The sequence below is a fragment of the Microbacterium sp. genome, assembly GCF_035277845.1.
GTDB lineage: Bacteria > Actinomycetota > Actinomycetes > Actinomycetales > Microbacteriaceae > Microbacterium.
This window is the reverse complement of sequence record NZ_DATEJS010000365.1, coordinates 1-18,646: the sequence shown is the minus strand read 5'-3', so window position 1 is coordinate 18,646 and position 18,646 is coordinate 1. Positions and strand designations below refer to the sequence as shown.

The window sequence follows — 18,646 nt, the reverse complement described above, 5'->3', positions numbered from 1 at the left end:
TCAGCGGCGGGCCTCCGCCGCGGCGAGGGCCTCGCGCGCACCCCGCGTGGGCGCCACCTGCACGAGGCCCCGGTAGAGCGCGATCAGGGCGTCGCGGTCCACGACGCCGGTGCGGGCACGGTCGCAGTGCACCGACTGGATCGCCGCCTCGAGCTGGAAGCGTCCGCCCGGCTGACCGGCCGACGGACGGCTGAGCCGGGCCGCGCGGTGCAGCAGCGCCTCGCCCTCGGCGATGAGCTCGGCATCCCACTGGGCCGGGTCCTGCTCGTCGAGCGGCGGCCACGGGATGCGGGCGCGGGCGGGCGCACGGGACTGCGCGAGGGTGAGCAGGGCGGCGAGCCCCCACGCCTCGGCGTCGGTCTCCAGCAGGCTCGCGGTGAGCACGGCCAGCCATCGGGCCTCGTCGGCGACGGAGGTGCGCACGTCGTCACCGGCGTCCGCGAGGGGTTCGAGCCAGTCGATCGCGTAGGCCGCGTAGATCGCCTCGAGCACCGCGGTGGTGCGTCCGGGCATGTCGGCGCGCGTCGGCAGGCGGAACGGGATGCCGGCATCCCGGATCTTGCGCTTGGCGCGCACCAGACGCTGCGCCATCGCGGCAGCGGGGACGTCGAAGGCCGCGGCGATCTGCGCGGCCTCGAAGCCGAGCACGGTCTGCAGCATGAGCGGGGTGCGGATGCCGGGATCGATCGCCGGGTGCGCGCAGGCGAACAGCAGTTCGAGGCGGCGGTCGGGGATCGCGTCGCCGCGCTCCAGGAGCCCGGCGACGTCGTCCGCGGTCGCGGGGGAGGTCTCGGGGTCGAGCGGGGCGGACGTGCGGTGCGCGGCGGATCCGAGCACGTCGCGCAGGCGGTTGCGGGCCACGGTGAGCAGCCATCCTTCGGGGTTGTCCGGCACACCGGCATCCGGCCAGGTCCGAAGCGCCTTCTCGAGCGCGTCGGACAGGCAGTCCTCGGCGAGGGCGAGGTCGCCGGTGCCGGATGCCAGCAGGGCCACGAGCCGGCCGTACGAGGCCCGCACCGTGCGCTGCGCGGCGGTCCGGACCTCCTCGGCCGTGCTCATGCGGCGCTCACCGGACCGGGGATGCGCCCTGCCAGGCGCCGTCGGCGTACCGGGTCGCGACCGGGCGCACCTCGACGGCGCCCCACGCCACCGCGGGAGCCTTCCCGGCCCACGCGATCGCGGCATCCAGGTCGTCCACCTCGATCACGAAGGTGCCGCCGAGCTGCTCCTTCGTGTCGGCGAACGGACCGTCCTGAACGACGAGCTCGCCGTCGTGCAGCCGCACCGTGGTGGTCGCCGACGAGGGATGCAGCACCTCGGCGCTGCGCAGCACGCCCGCGGCATCCAGCGCGCCGGCGTACTCCGCGAACGCGCGCATGCCGGCCTCGAGGGCCTCGGGGCCCAGGTCGTCGGCGCTCATCTCCGGGTAGTGCAGCAGGAGTGTGTATCGCATGATCCGTCCTTCCGTAGGGGTTCGACGTGATGATGACGACTCAGGATGCCGCGGATCGACATCCCCTCAGTAACCGGCGCGGGGGGTTCTGTCGGCGGCGGGGATGAACCGGGCGGCGAGGGCCTCGGACTGGCGGGCGAGGATCGACACGTCGGCGGCGACCGCGACGAACGCGGCCCCGTTCGCCATGTACTGCTCGGCGGCGACCGGGTCGAAGGCGTTCACGCCCACCGGCTTGCCGGCTTCTCGCACCGCATCGAACGTGCGCTGCACGGCCGCGAGCACGTCCGGGTGCGTCTGCTCACCGAGCACCCCGACGGAGGCCGCGAGGTCGGCGGGGCCCACGAAGATGCCGTCGATGCCGTCGACCGCGGCGATCTCGGCGGCGTGCTCCACGGCTTCCGCGGACTCGATCTGGACGAACAGCGACACGTGGGAGTCCGCGTCGCCGAGGTAGCCGTCCACGCGGTTCCAGCGTGCCGAGCGCGACAGCGAGGACCCGACGCCGCGGCGCCCCCGCGGCGGATACCGCACCGCTTCGACGAGCGCCCGTGCCTGGTCCGCGTTCGACACCATCGGCACCAGCACGGTCTGTGCTCCGACGTCGAGCACCTGCTTGAGGATGACGTCCTCGCCGAACGGCACCCGCACCACCGGCGTCACCGGGTACGCCGCGACGGCCTGCAGCTGCGCGAGCACCGACGGCAGGGTGTTCGCGGAGTGCTCCATGTCGATGAGCAGCCAGTCGGCGCCGGAGCCGGCGAGGATCTCGGCGATGAGCGGGCTGCCCGAGCACGCCCACAGGCCGACGAGGGGCCGGTCGGATGCCGCGAGGCGCTCGCGGAAGGTCGGTGTCAGCTGAAGCGGCATGTGATCGTTCCCATCGGTCCGTAGTCGCACAGCACGCTGTCGCCCGGCGACACCCACATCGGCCGGGTGAACGACCCGGCCAGGATGATCTCGCCCGCCTCGAGCCGGTCGCCGTGATGGTGCATCTTGTTCGCCAGCCACGCCACCCCGGTCGCCGGGTGATTGAGCACCGCCGCCGCGACGCCCGACTCCTCGATCGTCTCGTTGCGGTACAGGAGCGCCGAGACCCAGCGCAGGTCGATCTGGTCGGGCCGCATCGGGATGCCGCCTGTCACCATGCCGCCGTACGCCGCGTTGTCGCTGATCGTGTCGACGATCGTGCGGCCCTCGAGCTCGATGTGCGAGTTCAGGATCTCGAGCGCCGGCGTCACGTACTCGGTCGCGCGCAGCACGTCGAACAGCGAGCAGTGCGGACCCTCCAGCGGCTCCTTCAGCACGAAGGCCAGCTCCACCTCGATGCGCACGTTCGAGAACTGCGCGGAGTCGATCACCGAGCCGTTCTCGTACACGGTGTCGTCGAACATGACGCCGTAGTCGGGCTCCGAGATGCCGGTCGCCTGCTGCATCGCCTTGGACGTGAGCCCGATCTTGCGGCCGACGAGGCGGCGACCGGATGCCAGCATCCGGTCCCGCCACACCCGCTGGATCGCGTACGAGTCCTCGATCGCGGCATCCGGATACCGCGCGGTGATCCGGGGGATCACGGTGTGCGCGCGGTCGGCTTCCGCGAGCTCGTCCGCGATCTGCGCGACTGTTTCTGGGGGGAGCATGGGGACATCCTCTCGTGAACGCCCCCCGGTCGTTGAGCGACACTTCGTCTCGCTGCGCTCGCTCAGTGCGGGTCTTCGCGAGTCGAAACGCAATGACGACGCGAAGGTCAATGCGTTTCGTCTCGTCGCTGCGCTCCTCGCTCAACGACCGGGTGGTGGTCGACCGGGTGGGGGTTACAGCTGGTGCCCCAGCTTGTACTCGCCCTGCTTCCACTCGGGCATCGTCTCGGCGTCGTCCTGGCGCGTGTAGCTGAAGCCGTCGGCGCCGATGGTGACGGCCATCTCGGACGAGTCGGTGCGGGCCACGACCGGCTGCGGGTTGCCGTCGAGGTCGAGCACGAGGGAGGCGTCCGTGTACCAGCTGGGCACGACGGGGTTGCCCCACCAGTCGCGGCGCTGGTTGTCGTGCACGTCCCACGTGATGACCGGGTTGTCCGGGTCGCCGGTGTAATAGTCCTGCGTGTACACCTCGACGCGGTGCCCGTCGGGGTCGCGCAGGTACAGGTAGAACGCGTTCGAGACGCCGTGGCGGCCCGGGCCGCGCTCGATCGCGTCCGAGCGGCGCAGGGCGCCCAGCTTGTCGCAGATCGCGAGGATGTTGTGCTTCTCGTGCGTCGCGAAGCACACGTGGTGCATGCGCGGGCCGTCGCCGCCGGTCATGGCGGTGTCGTGCACGGTGGGCTTGCGGCGCATCCACGCGGCGTAGACGGTGCCCTCCTCGTCCTGGATGTCCTCCGTGACGCGGAAGCCCAGGTCCTGCATGTACCGCACCGCGCGCGGCACGTCGGGGGTCACCTGGTTGAAGTGGTCCAGCCGCACGAGCTCCCCGGGGATGTGCAGGTCGTAGCGCCACGACATCCGCTCGACGTGCTCGGTCTGGTGGAAGAACTCGTAGGGGAAGCCGAGGGGGTCCGTCACGCGCACCGAGTCGCCGATGCCCTTGGTGAAGCCCTCCGGGTTGCGGCGCACGTCGCAGCCGAGCTCGGTGTAGAAGGCGACGGCCCGATCGAGGTCCTCCGGGGTGCGCACGCGGTACGAGAACGCGGCCACGGCGGCCACGGGCCCCTTGCGCAGCACCAGGTTGTGGTGGATGAACTCCTCGGTCGAGCGCAGGTAGATGGTCTCGTCGTCCTCGGCGGTCACGTACAGGCCCAGCACGTCGACGTAGAACACGCGGGATGCCTGAAGGTTGGTGACGACGAGGTCCATGTACGCGCAGCGCAGCACATCCGGCGGGCTGGCTTGCGGGGTCGGCACCGGGTTGGAGGTTTGGATCGGGGCCTCCTGGCTCACGTAGAAGCCGGAGGAGGTGAGGGTCATGTCGTCGCGGTTGGTCATTTCAGCGTCCTTGCTATCGGCCCGGTCGTTGAGCGAGCGAAGCGAGTCGAAACGCAGTGACCTCGTGAGGTACATGCGTTTCGTCTCGTCGCTTCGCTCCTCGCTCAACGACCGGTGGTTGTGTTCTTTCAGTGCTTGCCGAAGGTGGGGTTGTGCACCTTGCCGAGGGTGATGTGCACGGCCTGCTGGTCGGTGTAGAAGTCGATCGAGCGGTAGCCGCCCTCGTGACCGAGGCCGGAGGCCTTCACGCCGCCGAACGGGGTGCGGAGGTCCCGCACGTTGTTGCTGTTCAGCCACACCATGCCCGCCTCGACGCCCTGCGAGAAGTTGTGCGCGCGCTTGAGGTCGTTGGTCCAGATGTACGCGGCGAGACCGTACTTGGTGTTGTTGGCGAGGGCCAGCGCCTCCTCGTCGGTGTCGAACGGGGTGATCGCGACGACCGGGCCGAAGATCTCCTCCTGGAAGATGCGGGCATCCGGCGACACGTCCGCGAACACCGTCGGGGCGACGAAGTTCCCGGTGTCGAAGCCGTCCGGGCGGCCGCCGCCGGCGACGAGACGTCCCTCGCCCTTGCCGATCTCGACGTAGCTCATCACCTTGTCGTAGTGCTCCGGGTGCACGAGCGCGCCGACTTCGGTCTGCGGGTCGTGCGGGTAGCCGACCTTCACGCGCTGGGCCTGCGCGGCGTAGCGCTCCACGAACTCGTCGTACACGTCGCGCTGCACGAGGATGCGGCTGCCGGCGGTGCAGCGCTCGCCGTTGAGCGAGAACACGCCGAAGATCGTGGCGTCGATGGCGGCATCCAGGTCCGCGTCGGCGAAGACGACGGCCGGCGACTTGCCGCCGAGCTCCATCGACAGCCCCTTGAGGTAGGGCGCCGCGTTGCCGAAGATCAGCTGGCCGGTGCTCGACTCGCCCGTGAACGAGATGAGCGGCACGTCGGGGTGCTTCACGAGTGCGTCGCCGGCATCCTCGCCGAGGCCGTTGACGAGGTTGAAGACGCCCTTGGGCAGGCCCGCCTCCTCGAAGATGCCGGCCCAGAGGGATGCCGACAGCGGCGTGAACTCGGCGGGCTTCAGCACCACCGTATTGCCGGTCGCGAGCGCCGGGCCGAGCTTCCACGACTCGAGCATGAACGGCGTGTTCCACGGGGTGATGAGGCCCGCGACGCCGATCGGCTTGCGGTTCACGTAGTTGATCTGGCGGCCCGGCACCTTGAAGGTGTCGTCCGCCTGCGCCACGATCAGGTCGGCGAAGAAGCGGAAGTTCTCGGCGGCGCGGCGGGCCTGGCCGAGTGCCTGCGTGATCGGCAGGCCGGAGTCGAAGGACTCGAGCTCCGCGAGGCGCGCGTCGCGCGACTCGACGATGTCGGCGATCTTGTGCAGCACGCGCGAGCGCTCGCGGGGAAGCATCCGCGGCCAGGGGCCCTCGTCGAATGCGCGCTTGGCGGCGGCGACGGCCTTGTCGACGTCCGCCTTCTTGCCCGCGGCGGCCTTGAGGTAGGTCTCGTTCGACACCGGGTCGAGCACGTCGAAGGTGTCGCCGTCCACCGAGTCGACGAACTCTCCGTCGATGTAGTGCTGGATGCGGGTGGGCAGGTCGGCGGGGACGTGCGCCTGGGTGTAATCGCTCATCGATTCCTCCGGATGGGGGTGGTCAGTGGTGGTCGTGGATGTCGGAGTGCCGGGCGGCGATGAACGCGTCCATCGTGCGCCAGCGGTGGTTTCGGGCGGCGAGCTCGATCTCGAGCGGATCGGCGCCGCGGCGGATCAGCTCGATGATCTCGGTGTGCTCGTCGACGGAGTGGTGCGCACGCCCGGGGACGAACGCGAACGTGGAGTCGCGCAGGCGGCCGAGGCGTCCCCAGCCGCGCTGCACCAGGTCGAGGATGTGCGGGTTCGGGCAGGGCTCGTACAGCAGCGAGTGGAACTGCTGGTTGAGCACCGTGAACACGTGCGGGTCGAAGTGCTCGAGCAGGGTGTGCATGCGCTCGTTGACGGCCTGCGCGGCATCCAGCACGTCGGGGGTCAGCAGCGGCGCCGACAGCGCGGTCGCCGCCCCTTCGACGAGCCCGAGGGTCTGCATGGTGAAGACGTACTCGCTCTCGTCGACGAGGGCGACCCGGGCGCCGACGTTGCGCTCGAACGTGACGAGACCCTCGGCCTCCAGCCGCCGCACCGCTTCGCGCACCGGCACGACGCTCATGCTCAGCTCGGCGGCGATGGAGCCGAGCACGAGCCGGTAGCCCGGGCTGTAGTCGCCCGCGCTGATGCGGTCGTGCATGTACTCGTAGGCGAGTTCGGATTTGCTGACGGCGGCCACGGTGCTCACGCGTGCTCCTGGTCGTAGATCGCGCGCCAGGCGGCGTTCATCGGGAAGAGGCCGTCGACGGGATGCCCCTCCGCCACCTTGGCGGCGATCCAGGCATCCTCGTCCTCCTGGGCGAGGGCCGCGTCGACGACCTCCTCGACGAGGGCGGGCGGGATGACGATGACGCCGTCGTTGTCGCCGACGATGACGTCGCCCGGCTGCACCGTGGCACCGCCGCAGGCGATCGTGATGTCGTGGTCCCAGGGCACATGCTTGCGCCCGAGCACGGCGGGGTGGGCGCCGTTGCTGTACACCGGGATGCCGACCGCGGCGACGGCGTCGTGGTCGCGGACGCCGCCGTCGGTGACGATGCCGGCGGCGTGCTGCGCGTTCGCACGGATCGCGAGGATGTCGCCGAGCGTGCCGGACCCCGCCTCGCCACGCGCCTCGATCACGATGACCTCGCCCTCGCGGACGGCGTCGAACGCGCGCTTCTGCGCGTTGTAGCCGCCGCCGTGGCTCGTGAAGAGGTCTTCGCGGTTGGGGACGAACCGCAGGGTCTTCGCGGTGCCGACGAGCTTCGCCTCCGGATGCAGGGGAGCGACGCCGTCGATCGTGACGTTGTCGAGGCCCCGCTTGCGCAGCTGCTGGGAGAGCCCGGCCACCGGGACGGCCTCCAGCTTGGCGCGCAGCTCGGGGCTCAGCGCCGGGGCGGCGTCGACGGGCCCGACGACCTCGGGAAGTCCGGCGAGTTCGCGCGACCCCCACGCCTCGGCGCGCTGGGTGTCGTCGACCTGGGGGAGCGAGCCGATCGCGCCGTCGAAGCCGATGCCGGTGCCCTGCACGACGGTGGTGACCAGGCGTCCGGACGTGGGGCATCCGTCGACGTCGGGGGCATCCACCTCGACCTCGACGACGTCGCCGGGGCGGACCACGGACGAACCCGCCGGGGTGCCGGTGAGGATGACGTCGCCGACCTCGAGGGTGAAGTGCTGCGACAGGTCGGCGACGAACTGGGCGAGCGGGAAGATGAGGCCCGCCGTGGTGTCGTCCTGCACGACCTGGCCGTTGACCCAGGTGCGCAGACGCAGGGCGGCCGGGTCGATCGTGCGGGCGTCGATCAGCTGCGCCCCGATGGGGGTGTAGCCGTCGCCGCCCTTGGAGCGGACGTTGGAGCCCTTGTCGTTGGCGCGCAGGTCGTACAGGCCGAAGTCGTTGGCGGCGGTGACCCAGCCGACGTGGCTCCAGGCATCCTCCAGCGCCACGTTCTTGGCGGGGGTGCCGATGACGATCGCGATCTCGCCCTCGAAGGCGAGGAGTTCTGTGCCGGCGGGGCGGACGATCTCGGAACCGGTGGCGGCGACGGAGCTCGACGGCTTGAAGAAGTAGCTCGGATCGGCCGGCCGGCGGCCGCGCTGATCGGCGCGCGAGGCATAGCTGAGGTGGATCGCGATGATCTTGCCGGGGCGGCCCGGAAGACCCGCGAATCGTGCGTCAGCCTGTGCTGTTTCGGACATGAGCCCCCTCGCTCGATTTCGGCCCTTGACCTGCCCGGCGCCCGGAGTAGCGTGAGCAGAGTTGCAACCGCGGTGGTGGTATTTGAAATCGTATACGATCACCCGTCGTCTCGACAAGAGGCGAATCGAAGCTTTTGGCACGGGGGTCATATGAGCAGTGCTGCCGACGCGTCCTTCCTCGTCTGCGGCCCGACGATCTGAGATGGGAGCGCGTGCTCCGATCGCCGACTGGGTGACGATCGCCGACCTGCACACGGACCCGTTTCCGATCTTCGGACGCCTGCGCGCCGAGGGCGGCGTGCACTGGGTTCCGGCCGTCGGCAGGTACCTCGTCACGAGCTACGCCGCCGTGCGTGAGACCGCGATCGACCAGGACACCTACTCCGCGAACGAGGAGGGATCGCTGCACGTCCGGGCGATGGGGCACTCGATGCTGGGCCGCGACGACCCCGAGCATCACCTCGAGCGCACCGCCTGGCAGCCGGCGCTGCGACCCGGTGCCGTGCAGCGCATCTGGACGGCGACGTTCCAGCGCAACGCCGACAAGTGCTTCGACCGGCTGGTCGCGGCGGGGCCGGGCGCGGACCTCGTGCAGGAGTTCGCCGCACCGTACGCGGCCGAGAACCTGCGGGAGATCATCGGGCTGCACAACGCGTCGCAGCAGGATCTGCAGCGCTGGGCGCAGACGATGACCGACGCGGCAGGCGCCGATGCCGACGACCCCGTGGTGCGGGCGGCCGGCCGGCGTTCGTTCGACGAGGTGGATGCCGCGCTCGACGAGCTGCTGCCGTGGCATGCCGCACACCCGAACCAGTCGCTGCTGTCGACGCTGCTGCGCCTCCCCGGCTACTCCATGCCGGTCGAGCGGATCCGGGCGAATGTGAAGATGACGATCGGCGCCGGGCTCACCGAGCCGCGTGACGCGATCGGCGTGACGGCGTGGGCGCTGCTGACCCATCCCGAGCAGCGTGCGGCGTCGGCATCCGACCCGTCGCTGTGGCACGCCGCGTTCGAGGAGGCGATCCGCTGGGTCGCGCCGGTCGGCATGTACCCGCGGCAGGTCACCCGCGACACGGTGCTGGCAGGCGTCGAGCTTCCCGCCGGGGCGAAGCTCGGCATCTGCGTGCTCTCGGCCAACCGAGACGAGACCGTGTGGCCGGATGCGGCCGCCTTCGACCTGCGGCGCGAGGTCGAGCCGCACCTGGCGTTCGGCAAGGGCGTGCACACCTGCCTCGGCGCCTGGGTGGCACGGGCGGAGGTCGCCGACATCGCGCTGCCGATGCTGTTCGGCCGCCTCGACGGCCTGCGTGTGGAGGGTGAGGCGCAGATGCGCGGCTGGGTGTCCCGCGGGATGACGGCGCTGCCGGTGGGCTGGTCGCGGGTCGCTGAGCCGGCGCCGGCATCCACCCGGGTCGAGCCGGTGTCGGATGCCGCGCCCCGCATCGCGATCGTGGGGTCGGGGCCGGCGGGCAGCTTCTCGGCCCAGGCGCTTCGCCGCACCTTCCCCGCTGCCGAGATCGACGTGATCGACGAGCTGCCGACGCCGTACGGACTGGTGCGGTACGGGGTCGCGGCCGACCACCAGGGCATGAAGTCGGTGACCCGGCAGTTCGACCGGCTGTTCACCGCCGAGGGGGTGCGGTTCCACGGCAACGTGCGGATCGGCGCCGACGTGCCGCTGTCGGTGCTGAGGCAGCGGTTCGACGCGGTGGTGATCGCCACCGGGATGCACGCGGACCCGCTGCTGCCGGTGCCCGGCGGCGACCTCGACGGGGTGCACGGCGCCGGCCGCATCACCCGGCTGCTGAACACCCACCCGGACGAGACGGACCTGGTGTCGCTCGGCACGGACGTGGTCGTGGTGGGGCACGGGAACGTCGCGATGGACATCGTTCGCCTGCTCGCCCGGGACGGCGAGGGTCTCTCCGGTTCGGACGTGTCGGACACGGCACTCGCCGCCCTCGCGGGGGACGTGCGCACTCTGCACGTCGTCGGGCGCAGCGCGGTGCCGCACGCGAAGTTCGACCCGGTGCTGGTGCGCGAGATCGCCGGCCTGCCCGGCATCCGGCACGTCGTGCACGGGCTCGACGAGCTGCCCGCGACCGGCAGGGACGCCCGGGTGGATGCCGTGCACGCGCTGGCCGCGGCCTCGGTCGCGCCCGGCGCCGAGCGGATCACCGTCGAATGGCGGTTCGGGCTGACCCCGGCCGCGGTGCTCGGCGACGAGAGCGTCGAGGGCATGGAGTTCGAGGCCGGCCGCGGGTCGCGCGTGACGATTCCGGCGACGGGCGTCATCACGGCCATCGGCTTCGGCACGGATCCGGGCGCGCTCGTCGATCCGGGCACGTATCCGGACGGGCGGGCGGAGCCCGGCCTGTATGTCGCCGGCTGGCTGCGGCGCGGTCCGCGCGGCAGCATCCCGGACCAGCGGCTGGACGCCCGGGCCCTCGCCCGGCTCATCGCCGACGACATCGCGGCGGGACGCATCGTACCCGGCCGCGCCCCGGGCTGGGCGCCGACCCGGGGAGAGGTCGACTTCGACGGCTGGCGCCGCATCGATCTGCGGGAGCGGCTCGGGTCGGCACCGGACCGCGAGCGCGAGAAGCTGCCCACCCGCGCCGAGCAGCTGGAGACGGCGCGCGACCAGGGCATCGTGCTGCCGCAGCCGGACGGGTCGGGGCTGTCCGACTTTGCCGCGGAGGGCCGGTTCACGATCCTGTTCGGCACCGAGTCCGGCGGTGCGGAGTTCGTGGCGTCCGAATTGCGGGACGCGCTCGGCCCCGCGGCCGATGTGCGGGTGCACGACCTGGCCGGCATCGCTCCGGGCGACCTCGACGTGACGCGCACCCACCTGCTGGTGTGCTCCACCTACGGAGACGGGGAGGTCCCGACGCTCGCCCGGCCGTTCCACCAGGCGCTCGCCGCCGGAGGGGTGGACCTCACCGGGCTCGCGTATGCCGTGTTCGGCATGGGCGATCGCAGCTACGCGAAGACCTACTCGCGGGGCAGCGAGCTGCTCGACGAGGCCCTCGCTGCGCGCGGCGCAGAGCGGTTCGGCGAGTACGGACGGCACGACGCCGGCGGCGCGATGTGCGCTCGGGATGCCGCGGTGGAGTGGCTGCAGGGGGTGCTGGCCGACCTCGCCGTGCGGGCGTGACGGCGCAGCGGGTTGCCTCCGACATCGACGCGAGGGCACCCTCTTGACGGAATTCATCAACCGGTGAATTATGGCGCCAGGAGGTCACCATGCGCGCGATCATGCTCAAGGAGTTCCAGGAACTGCGCCGTGACCGGCGCACGCTCGCCCTGCTCATCGTGATGCCGCTGCTGCTGCTGATCATCTTCGGCTACGCGGCCAACTTCACCGTCGACCACCTGACTGTCGCGGTGTACGGCAGCGACGCGAAGAGCGTCACCAAGCTCATCGACGACAACGCGAAGCTCAAAGACCACCTGACCGTCGTCACGACCAAGACGTCCGGCACCGAGAGCGACGCCGCCACCGACCTCCGCGACGACCGGGCGGACGTGGCGATCTACGCGTTCTCCGCGTCGGGATCCGCCTCCAGCTCGAGCCCGGGCAGCGGCACCCTCAACGCCCACGTCTACATCGACGGGTCCAACCTGTTCGCCGCACAGGGCGCGCGGACGATCTTCGCGGAGGTGCAGCAGCAGCTCGCCCAACAGGCCGCGCAAGCGCAGGCGCGTGCCGCCCAGCAGCAGGCCCAAGCGCAAGCTCAGGCGCAGCAGCAAGCTCAGTCCCAGCAGTCCCCGTCCCAGCAGACTCAGCGGGGCGCACAGCCTCCGGCCGCAACGGCGCCCCAGGCATCCGCCCCGCAGCTGCCGAAGATCACCGTCTCCACCCTCTTCAACCCCGACCTGAAGACGTCGTGGGTGATGATCCCGGCGATCATCGGACTCATCCTCACCTTCATCGGCACGATCATCACGTCGATCGGGCTGGTGCGCGAGCGCGAGGCCGGCACCCTCGAGCAGCTGGCGGTCATGCCCCTGCGCGCGGCCGCCGTGGTGCTCGGCAAGATCACGCCCTACTTCCTGCTGGCGTGCTTCGACATGGCGCTCATCACGACCCTGGGGCTGCTGCTGTTCGGCGTGCCGTTCAACGGCAACCCGGCGATCTTCGCGGTGGGTGCGGCCCTCTTCCTGTTCGTCGTGCTCGGGCTCGGGGTGCTCATCTCGTCCGTGTCCAAGACGACCGGGCAGGCGATCCAGCTCGCGTTCATGATCCTGCTGCCGCAGATCCTGCTGTCCGGCATGATCTTCCCGCTCTCCGCGATGGCCGCGGGCGTGCGCTGGATCGGCTACTGCCTGCCGCTCACGTGGTTCACGATGGTGTCTCAGGGCGTGATGATCCGAGGCGCCGGCTGGGATTCGCTGTGGTTCCCGCTCGTGATCCTCGCCGCGATGGCCGTCGTCATCTTCGGGCTCGCCGTCGTGCGGCTCAGCCGCAGCATCTCGCCGGTGCGGCAGAGGCACACGGGCGGGGATGCCCCGGCCGAGGCCGCCCCGAGCCGCGTCCGTCACGCGTCGCGCCGCGCGACCGTCGAGGGCGCGGCGACCGAGAGCACGGTGGCGTGATGCGCACGGCATCCGGCATCCTCGGCGTCGACGCGCTCACCGTCCGGTTCGGGCACACCACCGCCCTCGCGGACGTCACGCTCGAAGCCCGCCCCGGGCAGGTCACCGCGATCGTCGGCGGGGACGGTGCCGGCAAGTCGACGCTGCTGCGCGTGCTCGCCAACCGCGTGCGCGCGGACGCCGGCGACGTGCGCACGCTCGACCGCGCGGCCATCGGCTACCAGCCCGCGACCTCCGGCGTGTGGCCGACGCTCACCGTGGATGAGAACGTCGACTTCGTCGGGCGCTCGTACGGCATGGCCACGGCCGACATCCGGTCCCGGTCCGCCGAGCTGCTGGAGCGCGCCGGGCTCATCGCGGCGCGCCGCCGGCTGGGGCACGACCTCTCCGGAGGCATGCGGCAGAAGCTCGGCTTCGTGCTCGCGATCCTGCACGAGCCGTCGCTGGTGCTGCTCGACGAGCCGAGCACCGGCGTCGACCCGGTCAGCCGGCTCGAGCTCTGGCGGCTCATCTCGGCGACGGCGGGGGAGGGGACGACGGTCGTCATGGCCACGACCTACCTCGACGAGGCGCTGCGCGCGGCCTCGGTTCTCGCCCTCGCATCCGGTCGCACGCTCGCCACGGGCACCCCCGACGAGATCATCGCCGCCGTGCCCGGCTCGGTCGGGCGGATCGCGGATGCGGATGCCGCCCTGCCGGCAGACCTCGCCGGGCGGGCCTGGCGCCGGGGCACCGAGCGGCACGTCTGGACCCCGTCCGGGTCGGATGCGGGCGGCGCGACGCCGATCGACCCGCCGGACTTCGAGGATGCGCTCATCGCCCTGTCGCTCGCGGCCGGTGCCGAGCCGGGCGGATCCGTCGGGATCGCCGAGGGGCGGGCGGAACGCCGGCGCCGCGGCTCGGGTCATTCGCCCGGGCATCCGGGACCGGGGGCATCCCCCACCGCGTCCGCACAGGGGGTGGTCAAGCGCTTCGGACACGCCACCGCCGTCGACGACGTCACCCTGGACGTGCACCCCGGCGAGATCGTCGGGCTCATCGGCGCCAACGGCGCGGGGAAGACCACGCTGCTGCGCGTCATGCTCGGGCTGGAGCACGGCGACGGCGGCGAGGTGACGCTGTTCGGCCGCGCGCCGGACAACGCGTCGCGGCGCCGGCTCGGCTACGTGCCGCAGGGCCTCGGGCTCTACACGACGTTGAGCGTCCGGGAGAACGCCGCCTTCCTCTCCCGCGTCTACGGGGTGCCGGCGCCGCACCTGCCGCCGGCCCTGCGCGAGGTGCGCTCCAGGGTCGTCGCCGACATCGGCCTCGGCCGTCAGCGGCAGCTCGCGTTCGCGCTCGCGCTCAGCCACGATCCCGAGCTGCTCGTGCTCGACGAACCCACGTCGGGCGTCGACCCGCTGGGGCGGGCTCGACTGTGGGACACGATCCACGCGCAGGCGGATGCCGGCCGTGCGGTCATCGTCACCACCCACTACCTGCAGGAGGCCGAGCAGTGCACGAGCCTCGTGCTGCTCTCGCAGGGTCGCGTCGTCGGCCGCGGCACGGTCGCCGACCTCATCGGGGGAGCCGTCGCGGTGCTCGTGCACAGCGAGGACTGGCAGCGCGCGTTCGCCGCCCTCGACCGCTCCGACCTGCCGATCATGCTGAGCGGGCGCGACATCCGCGTCGCCGCGAGGGGGCGCGGGGAGGATGCCGGGGCGCTGCGAGAGCGCGTTCTCGACGTGCTCGGCGGCATCCCCGCCACGGTGGAACCGGTGCCGGCGACCCTCGAGGAGACCGTGGTGCTGCTCGACAGCGCCGGCGCCATCGCAGCCGAGGACGCCGCATGAGCGGGCGTCGCCGCGGCCCGTCGACCACGCGGCAGCAGATCCTGGAGGCCGCCCGCGAGGTCTTCGCCGACCGCGGCGTCGACGGCACCACACGCGAGATCGCGCAGCGCGCCGGCGTCGACCCGGCGATGATCGCGCACTACTTCGGCTCGAAGGGCGGTCTGTTCCAGGCGGTCACGGCCCTTCAGATCGACCCCGCCGACGTCATCGCGCCGGTGCTCGACGCCGACGCGTCGGATGCCGCTCGCCAGCTGCTGACCGCGCTCGTGCGCACATGGGACGCCCACGCGTCGGTGCTCAGCGCCGTGGTGCGCAGCGCGACCCGCAACACCGTGCTCGCCGGACAGGTGCGCACCTTCGTGCTGGAGCGGGCGGTGCGCCCCGTCGTGACGCGGTTCAGCCCCGACGACCGGATCGACACCCGCGCGGCGCTGCTCGCCAGTCAGATCACCGGGCTCGTGCTCACCCGCTACATCCTGCGCTGGGAGCCCCTCGCCTCCGCCGATCCGGACTGGGTGGTGGACCACATCGCCCCCACCGTGCAGGGGTACCTGACCGGGCCGTTGCCGGATTCGCCCGCCGGCCGGTGAGCCGAGCCGGTGCGGGCCACTGCGTTTCGGCTCGCTTCGCTCGCTCAGCGACCGAGATGGGCGACTTCTCCCACTGGTCGCCCCGCGAGGAGCGCAGCGACGAGACGAAACGCACCGGTCCCGCAGCTCAGCCGCCGAGGGCGCCCCGGATCGAGTCGGATGCCGCCGCCAGGCGCGCGGCGATGTCGCCCACGTCCAGGTCGCTCGCGAGATACACGACCGCGAGCGCCGCCGGGGGCCGTCCGCGCAGCGGCAGCGGCACGGCGACCGCGCGCAGCGACGGGATGACCTCGTCGTGGCTCTGCGCGAATCCCTGCACGGCGGCATCCTGCACCTCGGCGGCGAACCCCGCGGTCACGCCGGGCGGCCACTGGGTCGGCGGCAGCTGGGCGAGGATCGCCTTGCCCGGAGCGCCCGCCGCCACCGGATGCCGCGACCCGGGGCGCTGCGCCACCGACGCGATCGCGTGCCGCGGTTCGACGGAGATGAGCGTGAGCGCCTCGTCCCGATCGAGCACCGCGATGAAGCAGGTCATGGCCAGGTCGTTCGCCACGGCGGTGAGCTCCGGCAGCGCCTCGGCCTGCAGATCGTGCGCGACTCCGGCCGCCAGGGCCGCGAGCCGGGCGCCGAGGTCGACCCGGCCGCCGTCGTCACGGGTGACGAGCCCGTGGTCCTCGAGGGTGCGCAGCAGCCGGTACGCGACCGACCGGTGCACGCCGAGCCGCCGGGCGATCTCGTCGATCGTGAGCGGTTCGCGGGCATCCGACAGGATCTCCAGGATCCGGATGCCGCGGCTCAGGGTCTGCGATCCGGGCGGCTGGGTCGGGGCCGGGCTCATGTACAGGCTCCCGTGTCGATTCGGTGGTTCCGGGCCGGCGGATGCGCCGATTTCCCCTGTACACCGGCCCACCGGGTCGTGCAGCCTCGCGGCATCTCTTGCCTCCCTCGCGCCCGTCGTATACGATCTGTTCTATACCAGAACAGCTTGTTCGATTATGGAACACGCCCGCCACGGGCGCAAGCGCCCAAAGACGGGCAAGGAGGCACCGATGCAGTTCCACCACCACGGCTACGTCTCGACCGACCCGCGCGTGCAGCCGGCGGCCGGGATCGGTCTCGAGCGTCCCGCCGAGCTCCCCGACGAGATGGACGTGCTGATCGTCGGGTCCGGTCCGGCCGGCATCGTGACGGCGGCGCAGCTCGCCCAGTTCCCGAACGTGCACACGCGCATCATCGAGCGCCGTGACGGGCGGTTGAAGATCGGCCAGGCGGACGGCATTCAGGCCCGCAGCGTCGAGACGTTCCAGGCGTTCGGGTTCGCGGAGGCGATCATCGCCGAGGCCTACTGGATCACCGAGATGGCGTTCTGGAAGCCGGACCCCGAAGACCCCGCCCGCATCGTGCGCGCCGCCGTGGCCCCCGACGACCCGTCGGGCATCAGCGAGTTCCCGCACCTCATCGTGAACCAGGCGCGCGTGCTCGACTACTTCGCCGAGTCCGCCCGCAACGCGCCCACCCGGCTCGTGCCCGACTTCGGCTGGGAGTTCGAGGGCCTCGAGGTGGGCACCGAGGGGGACTACCCCGTCGCCGTGACCCTCACCCGCACCGCGGGTCCGGATGCCGGCACGCAGCGCGTCGTGCACGCCAAGTATGTGATCGGCGGGGACGGCGCCCGCAGTGCCGTGCGCGACTCCATCGGCGCGGTGCACATCGGCCAGCAGGCCAACCACGCGTGGGGCGTCATGGACACCCTCGCCAACACCGACTTCCCGGACATCCGCACCAAATGCTCCATCCAGTCCGAGGCGGGCAACATCCTGCTGATCCCCCGCGAGGGCGGGTACCTGTTCCGCCTCTACGTCGACCTCGGCGACGTGAACGAGGCCGAGCGCGGATCGGTGCGGCAGACGACGCTCGAGCAGATCATCGCCAAGGCGAACGAGATCCTGCATCCCTACACGCTCGACGTGAAGGACGTGCCCTGGCACAGCGTCTACGAGGTCGGTCACCGCGTGACGGACCGCTTCGACGACGTGCCGGTCGAAGAGATCGGGCAGCGCCTGCCGCGCGTGTTCATCGGCGGCGACGCGTGCCACACGCACAGCGCCAAGGCGGGTCAGGGCATGAACGTGTCGATCCAGGACGGATGGAACATCGGCTGGAAGCTCGGGCACGTGTGCTCCGGCATGGCCCCGCAGAGCCTGCTGGCCACGTACTCCGCCGAGCGCCACGTGGTCGCGCAGAACCTCATCGACTTCGACCGCACGTGGTCCGCGCTCATGGCCACCAAGCCCGAGGACCTCGACGACCCCACCGAGCTCGAGGACTTCTACGTGCGCACCGCCGAGTTCCCGGCCGGGTTCCTCACCGAGTACGCGCCGTCGATGATCGTGTCGGATGCCTCCACCCCCGAGCTCGCGACCGGCTTCCCGATCGGCAAGCGGTTCAAGTCGGCGCGCGTCGCCCGCGTCGCCGAAGGCAACCCCGCACACCTGGGACACCACCACCGGGCCGACGGCCGCTGGCGCATCTACGCATTCGCCGACCGCCCCGGCCAGCACGAGGACTCGGCCCTCAAGGACTTCGCCCGCTGGCTGAAGCAGGACCCGGCATCCCCGGTGCCGCGCTTCACGCCGTCCGGCGCCGACCTCGACGCCGTCTTCGACGTGAAGGTCGTGTACCAGCAGCCGCACAGCGAGGTCGAGGTCATCGAGGCGCCGGGCATCTTCCGCCCGCACCACGCCCCGTTCGACCTGATGGACTACGAGAAGGTCTACGCGGCCCTGCCGGACGACGACATCTTCGAGGAGCGCGGCATCTCCCGCGACGGCGTCGTGGTCGTGGTGCGCCCCGACCACTACGTGTCCGGCGTCTTCCCGCTCACGGTGCGTGCGGAGCTCGCGGACTTCTTCGCCGGCTGCCTGCTGCCCCAGGACTGACATCCCGCGCCTCGTCGCCGGCGCCCCGCGCGCCGATGCCGCGGTCGCGAACCTCTACAGGAATACGCGAACCCTCACCGGAATACGCCGTCAGGTCGTATTCCGGTGAGGGTTCGCGTACGTGGGTGAGGGTTCGCGGGTGGCGCCGGGCGGAGCCGGGGATGCCGGGCGGAGCCGGGGATGCCGGGCGGGGCCGGGGATGCCGGGGATAGCATCGCGGAGTGGCGTCCATCAGCCTGCTCGGAAGCGTGTTCCTGCCGGCGTCGGTGCTGGAGCCGTTCGCACTCGAGCTGACGCGCCGCGGGCATGCGGTCGGGGCGGCGGTGCCGCACGTCGCAGCCTCGGTCGCGGCGGTGCTCGACGGGTACGCCGCCGGCATCCGTCCGGGCTCCGTGCTGGTCGCGCACTCGAACGCGGGGAACTTCGTG

At 71.6% G+C, this 18,646-nt stretch carries 15 protein-coding genes; 6 read left to right on the top strand and 9 right to left on the bottom strand.

From position 1 onward, the window contains the following. From VJR25_RS16240 to VJR25_RS16205, 8 genes are all read right to left on the bottom strand, one after another. On the bottom strand, positions 1 to 1,059 hold the full coding sequence (locus VJR25_RS16240) for an RNA polymerase sigma factor (protein WP_324116905.1): 1,059 nt from the start codon (positions 1,057 to 1,059) through the stop codon (positions 1 to 3). A 7-nt stretch (positions 1,060 to 1,066) separates the two neighbouring features. After that, the gene (locus VJR25_RS16235) at positions 1,067 to 1,453 is read right to left on the bottom strand and encodes a YciI family protein (protein WP_324116903.1); all 387 of its coding nucleotides are present in this window, start codon (positions 1,451 to 1,453) and stop codon (positions 1,067 to 1,069) included. 66 nt (positions 1,454 to 1,519) lie between these two features. Beyond that, positions 1,520 to 2,323 (bottom strand): HpcH/HpaI aldolase/citrate lyase family protein, encoded by an 804-nt coding sequence (locus VJR25_RS16230; RefSeq protein ID WP_324116900.1) that lies wholly within the window; start codon positions 2,321 to 2,323, stop codon positions 1,520 to 1,522. Further along, positions 2,308 to 3,093, bottom strand: coding sequence for a 2-oxo-hept-4-ene-1,7-dioate hydratase (gene hpaH, locus VJR25_RS16225; protein WP_324116898.1), 786 nt, complete (start codon positions 3,091 to 3,093; stop codon positions 2,308 to 2,310). Before hpaH ends, VJR25_RS16230 begins: the two co-directional genes overlap by 16 nt. 174 nt (positions 3,094 to 3,267) lie before the next feature. Beyond that, positions 3,268 to 4,431, bottom strand: coding sequence for a 3,4-dihydroxyphenylacetate 2,3-dioxygenase (gene hpaD / locus VJR25_RS16220; protein WP_324116896.1), 1,164 nt, complete (start codon positions 4,429 to 4,431; stop codon positions 3,268 to 3,270). Between the two features lie 128 nt (positions 4,432 to 4,559). Continuing rightward, positions 4,560 to 6,065 carry a 5-carboxymethyl-2-hydroxymuconate semialdehyde dehydrogenase gene (gene hpaE, locus VJR25_RS16215; RefSeq protein ID WP_324116894.1) on the bottom strand — a complete coding sequence of 502 codons (1,506 nt, stop codon included), beginning with the start codon at positions 6,063 to 6,065 and terminating at the stop codon, positions 4,560 to 4,562. 22 nt (positions 6,066 to 6,087) lie between these two features. Next, a complete protein-coding gene (locus tag VJR25_RS16210; RefSeq protein WP_414683809.1) occupies positions 6,088 to 6,762 on the bottom strand; it encodes a GntR family transcriptional regulator in 675 nt (224 codons plus the stop codon). Then, on the bottom strand, positions 6,759 to 8,258 hold the full coding sequence (locus tag VJR25_RS16205) for a fumarylacetoacetate hydrolase family protein (protein ID WP_324116892.1): 1,500 nt from the start codon (positions 8,256 to 8,258) through the stop codon (positions 6,759 to 6,761). Before VJR25_RS16205 ends, VJR25_RS16210 begins: the two co-directional genes overlap by 4 nt. A gap of 202 nt (positions 8,259 to 8,460) precedes the next feature. On the opposite strand from VJR25_RS16205, the gene VJR25_RS16200 reads away from it, so the two are divergent. From VJR25_RS16200 to VJR25_RS16185, 4 genes are all read left to right on the top strand, one after another. Beyond that, positions 8,461 to 11,415 carry a cytochrome P450 gene (locus VJR25_RS16200; protein WP_324116890.1) on the top strand — a complete coding sequence of 985 codons (2,955 nt, stop codon included), beginning with the start codon at positions 8,461 to 8,463 and terminating at the stop codon, positions 11,413 to 11,415. Between the two features lie 89 nt (positions 11,416 to 11,504). Continuing rightward, on the top strand, positions 11,505 to 12,857 hold the full coding sequence (locus VJR25_RS16195; RefSeq protein WP_324116888.1) for an ABC transporter permease: 1,353 nt from the start codon (positions 11,505 to 11,507) through the stop codon (positions 12,855 to 12,857). Next, entirely contained in the window at positions 12,857 to 14,689 is a 1,833-nt protein-coding gene (locus VJR25_RS16190; RefSeq protein ID WP_324116886.1) for an ATP-binding cassette domain-containing protein, read from the top strand. The genes VJR25_RS16195 and VJR25_RS16190 overlap by 1 nt, the downstream gene beginning before the upstream one ends. Continuing rightward, complete coding sequence (locus tag VJR25_RS16185; RefSeq protein WP_324116884.1) at positions 14,686 to 15,279, top strand: TetR/AcrR family transcriptional regulator; 594 nt, start codon at positions 14,686 to 14,688, stop codon at positions 15,277 to 15,279. The genes VJR25_RS16190 and VJR25_RS16185 overlap by 4 nt, the downstream gene beginning before the upstream one ends. 127 nt (positions 15,280 to 15,406) lie before the next feature. Here VJR25_RS16185 and VJR25_RS16180 read toward each other — a convergent pair whose 3' ends face one another. Beyond that, the gene (locus VJR25_RS16180) at positions 15,407 to 16,117 is read right to left on the bottom strand and encodes an IclR family transcriptional regulator (RefSeq protein WP_324116881.1); all 711 of its coding nucleotides are present in this window, start codon (positions 16,115 to 16,117) and stop codon (positions 15,407 to 15,409) included. Positions 16,118 to 16,328: 211 nt separating this feature from the next. Here VJR25_RS16180 and VJR25_RS16175 point away from each other — a divergent pair, with 211 nt between their 5' ends. Next, positions 16,329 to 18,218 carry an FAD-binding monooxygenase gene (locus VJR25_RS16175; RefSeq protein WP_324116879.1) on the top strand — a complete coding sequence of 630 codons (1,890 nt, stop codon included), beginning with the start codon at positions 16,329 to 16,331 and terminating at the stop codon, positions 18,216 to 18,218. 221 nt (positions 18,219 to 18,439) lie between these two features. Continuing rightward, positions 18,440 to 18,646, top strand: a 207-nt coding sequence (locus VJR25_RS16170; RefSeq protein ID WP_324116877.1) for a hypothetical protein, incomplete at its 3' end; no start/stop codon positions are given.